The organism is Streptomyces sp. NPDC021020, from assembly GCF_044333285.1.
Taxonomy (GTDB): Bacteria; Actinomycetota; Actinomycetes; order Streptomycetales; family Streptomycetaceae; genus Actinacidiphila.
In genome coordinates this window covers 504,736-519,380 of the sequence record NZ_JBIRQQ010000002.1, presented here as the reverse complement: position 1 = coordinate 519,380, position 14,645 = coordinate 504,736, and the positions used below count along the sequence as shown (strand labels likewise).

At 76.0% G+C, this 14,645-nt stretch carries 7 protein-coding genes; 2 read left to right on the top strand and 5 right to left on the bottom strand.

The window, feature by feature from the left end:
* Positions 1-59 precede the first annotated feature (59 nt).
* Genes ACH4SL_RS06655 through ACH4SL_RS06645 form a run of 3 tightly spaced genes read right to left on the bottom strand, consistent with a single transcriptional unit; the run spans position 60 to position 6,885 of the window.
* Complete coding sequence (locus ACH4SL_RS06655; RefSeq protein WP_398442312.1) at positions 60-1,532, bottom strand: MFS transporter; 1,473 nt, start codon at positions 1,530-1,532, stop codon at positions 60-62.
* Positions 1,529-3,070 (bottom strand): family 43 glycosylhydrolase, encoded by a 1,542-nt coding sequence (locus ACH4SL_RS06650; RefSeq protein ID WP_398442311.1) that lies wholly within the window; start codon positions 3,068-3,070, stop codon positions 1,529-1,531. Before ACH4SL_RS06650 ends, ACH4SL_RS06655 begins: the two co-directional genes overlap by 4 nt.
* Before the next feature lie 44 nt (positions 3,071-3,114).
* Positions 3,115-6,885: a family 78 glycoside hydrolase catalytic domain gene (locus tag ACH4SL_RS06645; protein WP_398442310.1), complete on the bottom strand. Its 3,771-nt coding sequence runs from the start codon at positions 6,883-6,885 to the stop codon at positions 3,115-3,117.
* Between the two features lie 305 nt (positions 6,886-7,190).
* On the opposite strand from ACH4SL_RS06645, the gene ACH4SL_RS06640 reads away from it, so the two are divergent.
* Both ACH4SL_RS06640 and ACH4SL_RS06635 read left to right on the top strand, forming a co-directional pair.
* Positions 7,191-8,801 (top strand): hypothetical protein, encoded by a 1,611-nt coding sequence (locus tag ACH4SL_RS06640; RefSeq protein WP_398442309.1) that lies wholly within the window; start codon positions 7,191-7,193, stop codon positions 8,799-8,801.
* 103 nt (positions 8,802-8,904) lie between these two features.
* Positions 8,905-9,627 carry an alpha/beta hydrolase gene (locus tag ACH4SL_RS06635; RefSeq protein WP_398442308.1) on the top strand — a complete coding sequence of 241 codons (723 nt, stop codon included), beginning with the start codon at positions 8,905-8,907 and terminating at the stop codon, positions 9,625-9,627.
* Positions 9,628-9,640: 13 nt separating this feature from the next.
* Here the strand turns inward: ACH4SL_RS06635 and ACH4SL_RS06630 are convergent, their stop codons facing one another.
* Positions 9,641-11,299 carry a hypothetical protein gene (locus tag ACH4SL_RS06630; protein WP_398442307.1) on the bottom strand — a complete coding sequence of 553 codons (1,659 nt, stop codon included), beginning with the start codon at positions 11,297-11,299 and terminating at the stop codon, positions 9,641-9,643.
* A gap of 54 nt (positions 11,300-11,353) precedes the next feature.
* Positions 11,354-14,641, bottom strand: a complete 3,288-nt coding sequence (locus ACH4SL_RS06625) for a family 78 glycoside hydrolase catalytic domain (RefSeq protein ID WP_398442306.1) — start codon at positions 14,639-14,641, stop codon at positions 11,354-11,356.
* Between the last annotated feature and the right edge of the window lie 4 nt (positions 14,642-14,645).

Genomic DNA, 14,645 nt, shown 5'->3' with positions numbered 1-14,645 from the left:
CGCCGACCGGTTCACCCACGCCCCATGCGACACATAGGCCCGTGTGAGCTTGAATCATTTCAAGAATACGGGTGGTGAGCACCGTCGTCGGCCGCCCGCGCACCGGGCACGGGGACCGGCTCGACGCGGGCGGCGCCGGAGGGTATGCGCCAGGCCAGCAGGGCCGCCGCCAGCGCGAGAGCGGCACCCAGCGGCAGCGCCACCCCCACCTGCTCGACCAGCGCGGCCGAGCGCGCCGCGTGCGACGCGGCCGCGGCCGTGCCGGTGATCGCCCCGGCGGCCCCGGTGAGCACGGCGAGCCCCAGCGAAGCGCCGCTCTGGCCCGACGCGGTGATCAGGCCGCCCGCCAGACCCGCCTGGTGCGGCGGCAGCGAGCGGGTCGCGGACGACGTCAGGGTGACCACCGCGATGCTGCTGCCCGCCGCCAGCACCATGAGCAGCGGGACGAGCACCCCGAAGGGCGCACCCATCCGCCCGCAGACGGCCAGACCCGCCTGCGCGGCGGCCACCACCACCGGGCCGGCGGTGCGGGCCCCGCGCTCGCCCACGGCCTGGATGATCCGGGGGACGCTGCGCGAGGTGAGCACACCCGCTACCGTCCCCGGCAGCATGCACAGGGCGGTGGTCAGCGGTGGCAGGCCGCACACGTCCTGGGCGTAGAGCGTCATGTAGTAGCCCGTCGCCGAGTTGCCCGCGAGGAGCATCACCGCGGCCGAGTTGGTGAACGCCACCCTCGGCAGCCGCAGCAGGCCGAGCGGCAGCAGCGGATGGCGGGCCCGGCGCTCGGTGACCACCAGCGCCACCAGCGCCGCGACCGCGACGGCCGCGGCGCCGGCGGTCCGGGCGGTGTGCGAACCGCCGTCCACCGTGCACGCCAGGTCCAGCCCGGCGAAGGCGGCCATGAACAGCGCCGCCCCGGGGAGGTCCAGCGCGGCACCCCGGCGCTCGCCGGCCGGCCGCGGCGGCGCGGCGCCCCGGGAGGCGGCGAACAGCGCGGGCGCGATCGCGACGTTGATCAGCAGCACCCAGCGCCAGCCGAGCGTCTGGGTGAACAGGCCGCCGAACAGCGCCGACGCCGACGCCCCCACGGCCGCCGTCACGCTCCACAGCGCGATCGCCCGCTCCCGTTCGGTGCCCGACGCGGTGGCCCTGGTCAGCAGTACCAGCCCGGCCGGCGACAGCAGCGCCCCGCCGAGTCCCTGCACCGCGCGGCAGACCAGCAGGGCCCCGAAGTTCGGGGCGAGCCCCGCGCCCAGGCTCGCCGCGCCGAAGACGGCGAGGCCGATGCGCAGCGAGGCGACCGGGCCCAGCAGGTCGGCCACCCGCCCGCCGAGCAGCAGGCAGCCGGCGAAGGGCAGCGCGTAGGCGTTCATCACCCACGGCAGGGCGCCGGTGCCGACGTGCAGGTCGGAGGCCATCCGCGGCAGTGCGACGGAGAGCACCGCGGCGTCCAGCACGACCATCATCTGGGTGGCGGAGGCGACGGCCACCGCCCGGCGACCGCTCCGCCCGGGTTCCGGCGGGTCGGTCATGCCGGTGACCAGGTGGCTCGTACGCCCGTGAAGCGGGCGGCGGGCCGGTCCGTGGCGCCCACGGCGACGAGGGCGAAGTGGCAGCCGGTGAACGTCTCCGCGGTCTCGGCCGACAGCAGCCGGGCCGAGCCCTGGCCGACGGGCCGGAAGGGCCCGTCGCCCTCCGCGGCGGAGAACGCGTACCGCTCCACGGTCGCCTGCACGCGCAGCCGTACGGGGCCGCTGCCGGGCAGCGGGACGCGCTGCTCGGTGACCAGGTCGTCCACGCTGCGGCGCAGCAGCACCTCGCGCTCGCCCTGAGCGTCGTGACGAACCAGCAGGGCGTAGTGGTGGTGCGGGGTCGCGTGCACGGCGACGCCCGCCTCGGCGGGGGCCTGCGGCGCCTGCTCCAGGACGGCGGTGAACTCGGCGTCGTCCTCCTGCTGGGGCAGCAGCAGCACGCCGATGTCCGCCGAGAGGTCCGCGTCGTCCAGCGGGCGTCCGTAGGGCAGCTCGTAGGCACCGGCGGCCGGGTGCCCCGCCAGCCCGGCGGGCGGCAGCCCCTGGGTGGACCAGCCGGCCGCCCACAGCGTGTCCGGCTGCCGCACCCTGCTCCCCGGGTGGGAGGGCAGCGGGCGCGGGGTCTGCACGGTCAGCTCGATCGCGCCCTCGTCACCGATCACGGGCCAGCCGTCGCGCCACTCCACGGGGGCGAGGAAGGTCTCCCGGCCCAGGTTGTGGTGGTAGACGAAGCCGCCCTGGGCCAGGTGGCGGGTGCCGAGCATGACCGCCCACCACGAGCCGTCCGGCGCGTCCACGAGGTCGGCGTGCCCGAGGGTCTGGATGGGGTGGCCGACCCGGTTGCGGTGGGTGATCACCGGGTTGTCCGGGCACGGCTCGAAGGGGCCCCAGGGCGACGTGCTGCGGGCGACGGTCTGCATGTGGCCCTTCCAGGAGCCGCCCTCGGCGCTGAACAGGTAGTACAGGTCGCCGATCTTGTACAGGTGCGGGCCCTCGATGTCGTTGGAGCTGAAGCCCCCGTAGTCGGGGGTCAGCTCGCGTACCGGGCCCAGCGACGCGCCCGTGAACGGGTCGATCTCGAACTGCACGACCGGCCCCAGCCGCCCGTCCGGGCGCGGCGCGAGGGTGCGGCGGGTGTAGTAGCAGGTGCCGTCAGCGAACAGCAGCGACGGGTCGAAGGCGTGGGTGTCCACCCAGGCGGCGTCCGACCAGGGTTCCGCGGGGTCGTCGGTGTGCAGGACGAAGTTGCCCTGGTCGTCGGCCACGTTGGTGCAGGCGAGGTAGAAGCGGCCCTCGTGGTGGCGCAGTGTCGGCGCGAACAGCATCACGTCGCCGGGCCTGCCGTCCCTGCGGTACTGCGCGGGGCGGGTGACGGCGCCGCCGAGCGGCCTCCAGTGCACCAGGTCCGTGGAGTGGTGGATGCGCACTCCCGGCAGCAGGCCGAAGGTGGAGGTGGCGAGGTAGAAGTCGCCGCCGACGCGGCACACGGAGGGATCCGGGGCGACACCGCGCACCACGGGGTTGGTGATCGTGCTCAATGGGTTGTCCTCGGCTTGTGGTCTTGGGGGGCGCGGAGCCCTGGTCACCAGGTACGGGGGGCACTGGTCCAGCCGACGTGCCCGGCCCGGAAGGGCAGGGGGGCGGTGCCGCCGTCCAGCGGGGTGCGCGGGCCACGGCCGGGGTCGGGCTTGTCGAGCCAGTGGACGCCGACCGCGACCTCGACCACCTGGTCGCGGCCGGCCCAGCCGGAGACGTCCACGGTGACGCGGTTCCAGCAGGCGGGCAGCGGGCGCTCGGTGCCCTCGACGCTGGTGCCGTCCGCCGCGGTCAGCCGCAGCAGCGGCACCACGGTCCGCCCGGCAGGGCCGGGAAGGCAGAGGTCGAACTCGGCGAAGGCGAAGGCCGCGTCGCTCAGGTCCGCGGGGGTCTCCAGCGGCAGCCGCAGCCAGCGGGTTGCCGCCGGGGGCAGCTCGGGCCCGTCGACCTGGACGACCGGTCCCGGCACGGGCGCGTGGAAGACCGGGGTGCAGACGAAGGTGCCGGGGATGACGGTGCGCGTGTCGCCGGGGGCGGCGGTCCAGCCGTCCGCGGGGGCGTCGTCCGACAGCCAGCGGCCGCCGCGGGCGGCCCGTACGGTGCGGGTGGCGATCCGGGTGCCGTCCGCGGCGGCGACCTCCAGCAGGGCGGTGCTGCCCGGTGCGGCACCGGCGGGGGCGCCGACGTCCAGGCCGTCGCCGTCCAGCGACACCGTCCAGCCGTCGTCGATGCGCGCGGTGGGGGCGCCCAAGCCGGGGGGCAGCAGCAGGTCGACGCGGGCGGTGCCGCCCGGCGTGACGTCGGGGAGTGCGGCGAGGGCGGCCGTCACCGCGGTGGCCGGCACGTCCTGGGCGGACAGCAGGTAGCGGCCCGCGGGCAGCTCCAGGGTGCCGTCCACGACGGCGGCGTACGGGTGGCCGGCGGCGGAGGTGCCGTCCACGGCGATGCGCTCGGCGGCGACCCCGGGCAGCGTGACCTCGGCGGTGGACCCCACGGGCACCTCCACGGTCGCCGTCAGCCGCCCGGCGTCGTACCGCCAGTCGACGTGGACGCGGCCGCGGACGGTCTCCACCGTGGCGTGGGCGCGGCCCAGCGGTCCGAGGAGCCGCGGGGCGACGGCGAAGCGCCGGTAGCCGCCGGTGAGCGGGCGCAGGCCCACGGCGTGCGTCCAGGCCCAGGCGGCGAAGGGCGCGGCCAGGGCGATGTGGTCGAGGGAGGCGACGCCGACGTTCTCGTCGTCGATCCACCAGGTCTCCCAGAAGGTGCCCGGGCCGTCGACGAGCATCGCGCCCACGCCGGGCTGCTCGCCCTGGTGGACGGCGGCCAGCAGCGCGGTGCCGCCGTCCGCGTCGGCGAGCGCCCGTACCAGGGGCTGGGTCGCCGAGAAGCCGGTGGCGACGCGGTCGCCGGCGGCGGCGGTGGCGGCGCGCAGCCCGTCGCGGAGCGCGGCGGCCTCCTCGGGAGCGGCCAGACCGCAGACCAGGGCGAGGGCCGCCGAGCCCTGGCTGCCGTTGGCCCACCGGCCGGTCACCGGGTCGCGGAGCACCGCGCGGGCGCCGACGGCCAGCTCGTCGGCCTGCCGGGTGCGCAGCCGGGCCTGGCCGGCGTCGCCCGCGACGCCCTCCAGCTCGGCCAGTGCACGCAGCGACCGCAGCGCGGCGGCGGTCTGCAGCATGACCGGCGGGGTGCGCTCGGGTGCCAGCCAGTCGGCGCCGAAGCTGATGTCGGCACGGCGCACGACACCCTCGACGAGGGTGCCCAGCTGCCAGTCGCACCAGCGGCGCATGGCGGGCAGCAGGTGGGCGACGAAGCTCTCGTCGCCGGTGTGCCGCCAGTGCTGCAGCGGGATCTCGGTCATCGCCGAGCCCCACACCGGGTCGGCGGGCTGGATCTGGTCGCCGAGCAGGTGCGGGGAGACGCCGAGGACGCCGCCGTCGGGGCGCTGGTCGGCGGCGACGTCGTCCAGCCAGTGGCGGTAGACACCGGCCATGTCCAGGTGGGCGAAGGCGGCCTCGGCGGACACCGAGGCGTCGCCGGTCCAGCCGGCCGCCTCGCGGGTGGGGCAGTCCTCGGGGTGGGCGTGGGTGTTGTTCAGCTGGGTGCGCACCGCGGTACCGACCAGCAGGTCGAGCAGCGGGTCGTCGGTGCCCATCCGGCCGGTGACGGGCACGTCGGAGTGCAGGACGCGGCCGGTGGCCTCGACGGACGCGCCCTCGGGCAGGCCGTGCACCTCGACGTAGCGGAAGCCGTGCACGGCGAACCACGCCTCGACGGTGTCGGTGCCGCCCGCGCAGGTCCAGCCGATGACCTGGCGCTCGCGCTCCTTGTCGTGCGGCAGCCGGATGTTGAGGGTGTCGACGTGCCCGGCGGCGTCCAGCTTCTCGCCGTGCACGATCCGCAGCCGGGTGCCGCGGGCGGCGCCGCGTACCACCAGGCGGCTGCGGCCGGCGATGTTGCGGCCCAGGTCGAAGACGTCGGGGCCGCCCGGCAGGCGTACGGCGGGCAGCTCCTCGGCCACGGTCAGCGGCGGACCCGCGTCGGGCACCACGGTGGCGGGGGCGCCCGGGGCCGGCTGGACGGGCTGCCAGCCGGTGGCGTCGAAGCCGGTGTGCGCCCAGCCGTCGGGGGTGGTCGCGTCGTGCTCCTCCAGGTAGAAGGGGTCCTCGCGGACCACGGAGGTCGGGCCCTGCCGCCAGTGCGGCCCGGTGCCGACCGTCACCGTGCTGCCGTCGCGCAGCTCCAGGACGAGTTCGGCGAGCAGCCGGGGGCGGGCGAGGACGGCGCCGTAGTGGCCGGTCGCGGCGGCGAGGGCGAGGGTGTGCCGGGGCGCGTGCGCCAGCAGCGCGGTGACGTCGTAGCTGCGGGCGGCGGCGCGGCTCAGCGCCGTACGGGACGGGTCGCTCGCGTCGGGGTTGACCGGGCGGCCGTCGATGTGGGCGCGCAGCAGGCCGTGGCCGGTCAGGTGCAGCCGGGCCCGTGCGATGTCGGCGGGGTCGGCGGCGAACTCGGTGCGGGCGGCGTGGGTGGCCGGGACCTCGATCCACTCGGCGGTCCAGTCCTCCGCGCCGAGCGGGCCGGTGACCAGGGTCGCGGGGGGCGACCACGGGGACGCCTCGCCGCGCTCGTCCCAGACCCGGACCTGCCAGTGCACGGTGGCGTGGGCGGGCAGCGGGGGGCCGTCCCAGCGCAGGTGCGCGGAACGGTCGGAGGCGACCTGCCCGGAGTCCCACAACAGCGCGGGGGCGCCGGCCGGGCCCGTCCCCTCGGCGACCGCGGCGGGCTCGGCGGCGTCGCGGGCGTGGCAGGCGACGACGCGGTAGGCGGTCTGCCGCTGCCCCTGCCGGACCAGCGGGACGGTCCAGGACAGCCGCGGTCGCGCGGAGCCGGCGACGGGCAGCGCCCGGGCGGCGGACGCGGCGCCGGGCTCGCAGTCGGCCGCCCGGTGGTCCTCCACTCGCAGGGCGGCGGGCGCGGGCGAGCCGGCGGCGGTGAGCTGCTCGTTCAGGTCGAACACCGGCTCCAGCCGCGTCCATGCGGTGTCCGGGGCGCGACCGTCAAGGTCGACGAAGAGGCCGGACATCTCCTGCTGCCAGCGGGCGTTGACCTCGGTGGCGGCGACCGCTGCCTGCGCCGCGGCCAGGTCGTCGGCCTCGACGAAGCCGACGAGCAGCCCGTCCTCGCCGAGGAAGAGGCTGTAGTCCCGCCAGCCGGAGTCCGACAGCGCGCGCAGCAGTTCGGGCCACACGGCCCGGTGCCGGCTCCGGTAGAGGTCGATCCGGTCGGGGCGAATCCGACCTTGCAGGCAATAGCGCGGCATAGCGGGTTGACTCCCTCATCGTCTGAAAGCATTCACCATCATGCGAGGCACCCCAGACCGGCGTCAACCACCCTCGCCGGGCGCCCAGCAAAGGTTCCTCCACGGAAAAATCCCTCATCCGATGGGTCATGCCGCCCAATTCGCGGGCGCCGAGGGTCCAATCGCGGCAGAAGCCTTGACGCCCGTCACGACCTGCGCCAGGGTTCGGGGCGGCGCAAATGAATCGTTCTAGTACCACGAGGGCGCGGTAGCCGGCGGTCATCGGGCGGCCGGCACCCGTCCGCGCGCACCTTTCGGAGACACCCATGTCTGAAGACCCCACCCGCTCCTCCGGCGTACCCCGGCGCAACCTGCTGCGGGGTGGCACCGCGGCCGCGCTGGCCGCCGGCGCGGTCACCCTCGGCTCCGCCGGCACCGCCTCGGCCGCCGCCCCGGGGGTGCCGGCTCCACAGAACGGCACCCGGCTCACCGGCCCTGCGGCCCGGGGCCGCGCCTCGGCGCACGGACGGCGCGGGCGCACCCGTTTCGGCATCGGCTACGAGACCTGGTTCGGACCGGACAACATCGACCACTTCGGGACCGCCGAGGCCGAACCGCTGCTGGGCAAGTACGACTCCAGCGACCCCAAGGTCATCAAGCAGCACGCCGAGTGGATCCTGTGGGCCGGCTACGACTTCGTCATGCTCGACTGGTCCAACAACCTGGGCGGCAACTGGGGCAGCGGCACCGCCCAGAAGATCATGGCCGGGTCCGACGCCGTCCTCGACGTCTATGCCGGTCTCAAGAAGCGTCCACAGGTGACGCTGCTGCTGGGCCTGGACAACGGCACCGCCGGCGAGACGGCCAACTGGAAGGCGCAGATCGACCGGATCAAGAGCAAGTACCTCGCCGACCCCCGGCTGCGCCCGCTGTTCATGGAGTACGACGGCAAGCCGCTGCTCAGCGTCTACACCGGCGCCCGCTGGACCGAGCCGCCCGCCTGGGACGACCCGGACCTGACCGTGAGGTGGATGGGCGCCTTCCGGGAGATCGTCCTCAACCCCGGCGGCATGGTCTCCTGGATCGACCGGGCCCCGTACGCCAACGGCGCCTCCACCCCCCTCAGCGACTTCTCGAAGGGCCTCGCGGGCTGGACGGCCGACCCCGCGTGGAAGGTCGCGAAGATGTCGGTGAACGCCGCCTACCCCGGCGTGCCGGACATCGAGTACGTGTCGACCAAGCCCGCCGACGGCGCCGCCCAGCAGACCGGCACCCTCACCAGCGCCCCGTTCGTCATCACCGAGGACGTGGTGTCGTTCAACGCCATCGGCACCGATCCTGCCGCGCGCATCACCGCCTCCATCCCGGGCCCCGAGGGCCGCAACATCTATTACCTCAAGGACGCCGCCAGCGGCGAGGTGCTGCGGTACGCGACCCCGCCGGGCAGCGACACGTACTTCATGGTGCGCCAGTGGAACGTCGCCGACCTCAAGGGCCGCAAGGTGGTCTTCGATGTGGTCAGCAACCGCACCGAGGGCCCGCCGGTCGGCTGGATCGGATTCTTCGGCCTCCAGCAGCAGCGGGCCGAGATGGTCACCGCGGCCGCCTCCCTCGCCGGCAACGAGTACTACGGCGCCTACGGCAACTGGGACGCGCAGCTGCGGATGTCCGGCGCCACCCTGGTCCGCCAGGTGCAGGGCATCTACGACTACGAGCCGGAACTCGCCCTGGTGCAGCAGTGGAACGAGTTCGGCGCGCCCGACCAGTACAGCGTGGCGGGCAGCAACGACATCGAGCCGACCAAGGTGACGCACCTGGACGGCCCGTACTCCGACGGCTGGGGCTTCTACTACCTCAACCTGACGCGCGACCTCATCGACCAGTACCGTGCCGGCCGCAGCACCCCGCGGGTGCTGCTCGACACGCGCTACCCGTGATCCGTACCGCGCACGGCGGCCGGGGCCGGCGGGAGGACATCCTCCCGCCGGCCCCGGCCCGCGCCTTCCCCCGCCACCGCACCCGACCCCCAGGAGGCTCCCCGTGACCGCACCGCTCGACGGCCGGCTCACGCTGCACCCCGCACCGCCGTCCGCCGCGGGACCCGCGCCCGTGGTGCTCGTCCTGCCCGGCGGCGGCTACACGGCCCATGGGCCGCACGAGGCGGAGGCGGTGGCCGCGTGGCTGAACGGCCTCGGACTGCACGCCGCCGTGCTCCGCTACACCCTGCGCCCCCAGGGCGGCACCGCCCCGCTGGACGACGCCCGCGCCGCCGTACGGCTGCTGCGCGACGGCGCGGCCGGCCCGGCCGCCGACCCCGGTCGGGTGGGCGTGCTCGGCTTCTCCGCGGGCGGCCACCTGGCCGCGTGGCTGGCCGGCGGCCCGCACACCGGGGAGGAGGAGCGGCCCGACCTCGCGGTGCTGTGCTACCCGGTGGTCTCCTTCGCCCATCTGCCGCACCCGGGCTCACTGGACGCGCTGCTCGGCCCTGACCCGTCACCGGCCGAGCGCAGGGCGGTGTCCCTGGAGTACGCCGTGCACCCGCGGACGCCGCCGGTCTTCTGCTGGCACACCTCCGACGACGCCTCCGTGGACGTCGAGCACGCGCTGCGCTACACCGCGGCCCTGCGCCGCGCGGACGTCCCCGTGGAGCTGCACGTCCTGCCGCGCGGCGCGCACGGGCTCGGCCTCGCGCCGGACGACCCGTACGTCGGCCGGTGGACGCGCTGGTGCGCGGAGTGGTTCGCGCAGCACGGCTGGTGCTGACCGCTCACCGTCCTCAGGCCCCGAAGACCACCCGCGCCCGGTAGCCCGCCGCTTCCTGCTCCGTACCGTGGAAGACCTCCGCGACGGGGGCCAGGCGCACGCCGCCCGCGTACCGGTAGCGGGCACGTGACGGGTCGGTGAGCGCCAGGTCGGACGGCGCCCGCGGGGCGGGGCCGCCGTCCGCCGCGACCGCGCCGAGCAGCAGCACGCCGTGCCGCAGGGTCACGTGCCGGCCGTCGCCGCTCGCGGGCACGGTGCGCGGGCCCACGGGGAAGTCCACGGTGTAGCGGTCGCCCGGGGCGGGGGCCACCAGCAGCAGCCCCGGCCCTTCGACCCGGGCCTGCCCAGGCCCGGTCGCCGTGGTGACGGTCGCCGAGCGGTCGGCCCACGAGGGCAGCGGGAAGGCGATGCGGACGGGGCCGCGCAGCCCGGACCGTACGACCTCCAACGAGGTGGCGCCGGTGAACGGGTGGCCGGTGCGCTGCCGCAGCACCAGCTCGCCGCCGGGCAGCGCCAGGGGGGTGGTGCCGTCACGCGGCAGGTCGACGCTGACGGTGGCCGGTCCCGGACCGGCCACGTCCCGCACCTGGTAGGTGCGCTCGCGCAGCTCCGCCAGGGCCACGGCGCCACGCATCGTGCAGCACCAGGCGGCGTCGGGGTGGACGTTGGACAGCCAGGGTTGTCCCGGTCCGGTGACGGTGTCCAGCCCGAAGCCGCCGTGCGGTTTCTGCGCGTGGCCGAGGCCGTTGTGCTCGACGGCGTGCGCGTCCTCCAGGTAGCGGGACTCGCCGGTGACGCGCCACAGGCTCAGCGCCAGCAGCAGCGAGTCCGTGACGGCGCAGGGCTCGGTCCAGGAGTCGGGGCGGCCGAACCAGTTCCAGGTGGCGGCGTTGGCCGTACGGCCGTGCTCGGCGTACGTGTCGTAAAGGCGGCGGGCTACGGCGAGCGGGCGGGGTGAGCCGGTCAGCTCGTGGAAGTCGGCGAGGCAGCGGGCCGCGGTGAGGGTGGCGTGCAGCTGGGCGCGGGCGGCCACCAGGTCGTCGCGCTCGGCGAGCGCGGCCAGCGCCTCGACCGCGTCGGCGATCGCGGGGTCCGCGGTGTCGGCGTAGGCGGCCACCAGCCCTTCCAGGGCGATCAGGACGCAGTACGTGTCGGAGGACAGCAGCCAGCCGCCGCCGCGGGCCACCAGGGATCCCGAGGCGCCGCCCGCGGTGTCGTCCCCGGGGAGCCGGCGCGGGTAGCCGGGGAGCCGGGCGGCGACGGGCAGCAGCAGGGTCCTGGTGATCTCCAGCGCGATGTGCCGGGCCCGCTCGTCGCCGGCGAGCCGGTGGTAGGTGAGCAGACCGGACACCAGCCAGCCGTGCCCCGCGAGTTGCTGCTCGTCGGCGGCGTCGCGGTGCACCGGCCCGAGATGGCCGGCGGCGTTGAGGCGGCCCGGCAGTGCGTCGACCAGTTCCCGCAGCTGCCGTGGCTCCCGGCCGGCGACGGCGGCGAGCCGGCTGAGGCCCAGGACGAGCCGGCCGGGCAGGTCGGCCGGCCAGTCGCCGGTCACTCCGTCGTGCAGCACGCGCTCCACGTCGTAGTCAGGCGCCTGGAGCCGGCGCCAGGAGGCACCGAACCGGGCGTCGCCGGCCCTCTCGGGCGGCAGGGGAACGGTCACGGGAACGGTCACGGGAACGGTCTCTTCTCGGCATCGGGTGCACGCACGGGGACAGGCCGACCCGGTTCACGCCAGGGTGAGGCGGTAGCTGCCGGAGTCGGTCTCGACCGCGGCGGCGCTGCCGGGCGGGGTGGGCAGCACCCGTACGCCCTCGGCGGCCGCGGCGGGCCTGCCGGACTCGCTCAGCTCGCCCTTCACCCCGTGCAGCGGCGGGAAGCGGACTTCGGCGGTGGCACCGGGCGGGACGTCGACGTCCAGGCTCATGCCGTCCTCGCGGATCTGCCAGCGGACGGCGGCCGGACCGCGGACCGTGAGCAGGCGGACCCCCGCCGAGGTGACGGCGGCAGGTGGGCGGGGTGCCACCAGCAGTCGGCGGTAGCCGGGCGCGGCGGGCGCCAGGCCGCCGATCGTACGGTGGATCCAGTCGCCCACGGCGCCGTACGCGTAGTGGTTGAAGGACGTCATCGCGGCGTCGGCGAAGCCGGTGGAGTCCGACCAGGAGTTCCAGCGCTCCCATACGGTGGTGGCGCCGGCGGACACCGGGTAGAGCCAGGAGGGATAGCTGTCCTGGAGCAGCAGCCGGTGCGCGGTGTCGATCCGGCCCGCGTCGGTCAGGGCGTCGAGCAGCCACGGGGTGCCGAGGAAGCCGGTGGTCAGGTGGTGGCCGCGGGAGGCGATCTCGTCGGCGAGCCGGTTGGCCGCGGCGGGCACCTCTGCGGGGTCGAGCAGCCCGATGTGCAGGGCGAGCACGTACGCGGTCTGGGTCGGCGGGTGGAGCACTCCCCCACCGCCGACCCAGCGCTCCCGGAAGGCGGCGCGGACCCGCCGGAAGGTCTGCGACCAGCGCTCTTCGAGGTCGCCGCGGCCGGCTGCGGCGGCGAGCGCGGCGGCGGCGCGGGCCGTGTGCGCGTGGTAGGCGGTGGCCACCAGGTCGGTGGGCGTGTCGGCGAGGGCCAGCCAGTCGCCGAAGCCGCCCGCCGGACGCAGCCCGTCCGCGCTGTGCTCGTCGAGGTAGTCCAGCCAGGCGGCTGCGGACGGCACCGCCTCGGCCGCGGCGCGGCGGTCGCCGTAAGCGGCCAGCAGCGCGGCGGGCACGGTGACCGCCGCGTCGCCCCAGCCGGCCGCGCCGCCCGCGCTCGCCCGGTCCGCCTCCGGCACGGTGCGGCGGAACATGTCGGGCACCGTGTGCGGCACCGAGCCGTCAGGGTGCTGGGCGCCGCGCAGTTCACGCAGCCAGCCGCGCAGAAACCCGCGGATGTCGTGGTGGAAGGCGGCGGTCGGCGCGAACACCTGGATGTCGCCGGTCCAGCCCATGCGCTCGTCACGCTGCGGGCAGTCGGTCGGCACCGACAGGAAGTTGCCGCGCAGCGAGCGGCCGATGTTGCCGTGGAGGGCGTTGAGACCCTCGTGCGAGGAGCTGAACTCCCCCGTGGCGGGCATGTCCGCCCACAGGGCGACGGCGGTGGCCGCCCGTACCTCCGGGACCGGGCCGCCCTCGCGGGCGGGCAGCGCGGTGACCTCGCAGTAGCGGAAGCCGTGCGTGGTGAAGCGCGGTTCGTAGGTCTCGCCGGCCGGGTCGCCGCGCAGCACGTACTCGTCGGTGGCCCGGGCGGTCCGCAGGTTGTCGGTGTAGAGCTCGCCGTCGTGGCGCAGCGCCTCGGCGTGCCGCAGCAGCACCCGGGAGCCGGCGGGGCCGCGCACCTCGACCCGGACCCGTCCGGCCAGGTTCTCGCCGAAGTCCGCGAGCAGCCGGCCGTCCGCGGTGCGGCGCGAGCCGGTGACCGCGTACTCGCGCTGGGCCCGCACCGCAGGTGTGAGCGCGGCGAGGACCGTCAGGCCGGGCGGCGGCGCCGCCGCTACGGCAGGGGACCATTCCCGGTCGTCGTGGCCGGGACCGTCCCAGCCGGGCTGCTCCAGGCGGGCGTCGTACACCTCGCCGTTCTGCAGGTCGGCGTAGCGCACCGGGCCGGTGGCCGTACGCCAGTTGCCGTCCGCGGCGGTCGTCAGGGTGGTGGTGGAGCCGTCGGCGTGGTCGACGACCAGCGCAGCGGCCAGCGCCCGGACGCTGCCGTAGTGGCGGTTGCCGAAGATGCAGACGTTGCCGGTGTACCAGCCGTCCGCGAGGACCGCCGCCAGACCGTTGCGGCCGGGCCGGAGCAGCGCGGTGACGTCGTGGGCGCGGTAGGTGACGCGGTGGTCGTAGTCGGTCCAGCCCGGCGCGAGCTCCTCGTCGCCGACACGGGCACCGTTGAGACGCAGTTCGTGCAGGCCCAGGGAGGTGGCGTAGAGGCGGGCCCTGGTCACCGGGGCGGGGAGGTCGAACTCGCGGCGCAGCAGGGGGCTCGGGCGGTGGGAGGCGGGGGCGCGGCCGTGCGGCGGGTCGCCGTTGCGGCCGTCGGCGACCGCGCGCGGCCACACCGTGTCGTCGCGGTCGTCGAGGTCCGGGTCGCTCCAGCCGCGGAAGCCTTCCGCGCCGGCCTCGCCGGTGGGCAGAGCGCGGGCACGCCAGGCGTCGCCGGTGGCGCAGGCGTGCGGCACCGCGGGGCCCGGGCGCCGGCGGGCGGTGCCGTCGGTGAGGGCCGCCAGCAGGGAAGGCGGGGTGGCCCCGGCGGTGGTGACCTCGACTGCGAGCACATGGCCGGTGCTGCCCGGCCGGGCGAGCGCGGCCGCGAGTTCCGGTGCGGGGCGGCCATCGTGCGGCACGGTCACGCCGTTGAGTACCGCCCGGACGTCGCCGGGGGCGTCGATCAGCAGCCGGGCGGCTGCCGGGTCGGCGCCCGGGCGCACGGCGAAGCGGGTACGGAAGACGGCGCCGCGCGGCGCGCCCTCACCGCCGCGGTCGGCCGGGCGGATGCGGTGGACGTCGTGCTCGCCGTCGTGGGTGTCGAGGTCCGGCAGGGACGCGGTCTCCTCCTCGCCGGGGGCGGCGATCCACTCGGCGGCGGCGAAGGCCGCGGTGGCGTCCGGCAGTCCGGGGGCGAGACCGGTCTCGAAGGCGGCCGGATCGCTCCACGCCGAGGGTGTGCCGTGCTCGTCGGAGACCTGGACGCGCCACAGGTAGCGGGTACGCGCGGCCAGCGGCGGCCCGCCGTAGGGCACATCGGACGTCTCGTCACCCGTCCGCCACCCGCTGTCCCACAGCGGTGGGCGGTCGGCGTCCAGCGGGTCGGCCTCCGCCCTCAAAACAAGCCGGTATCCGCTCTGCCGCCGGCCGCGGCCCTCTCCGTCCAGCTGCCAGGCCAGCAGCGGGCTGCCCTCGTCGAGGCCGATCGGCTCGCGGTGCCGCTCCGTGGTCAGGTCGACCGGACGCAGGGGCCCCGGGAGGCGCGGGTCGTCGGGCGGCGAGGGGTTCACTTGG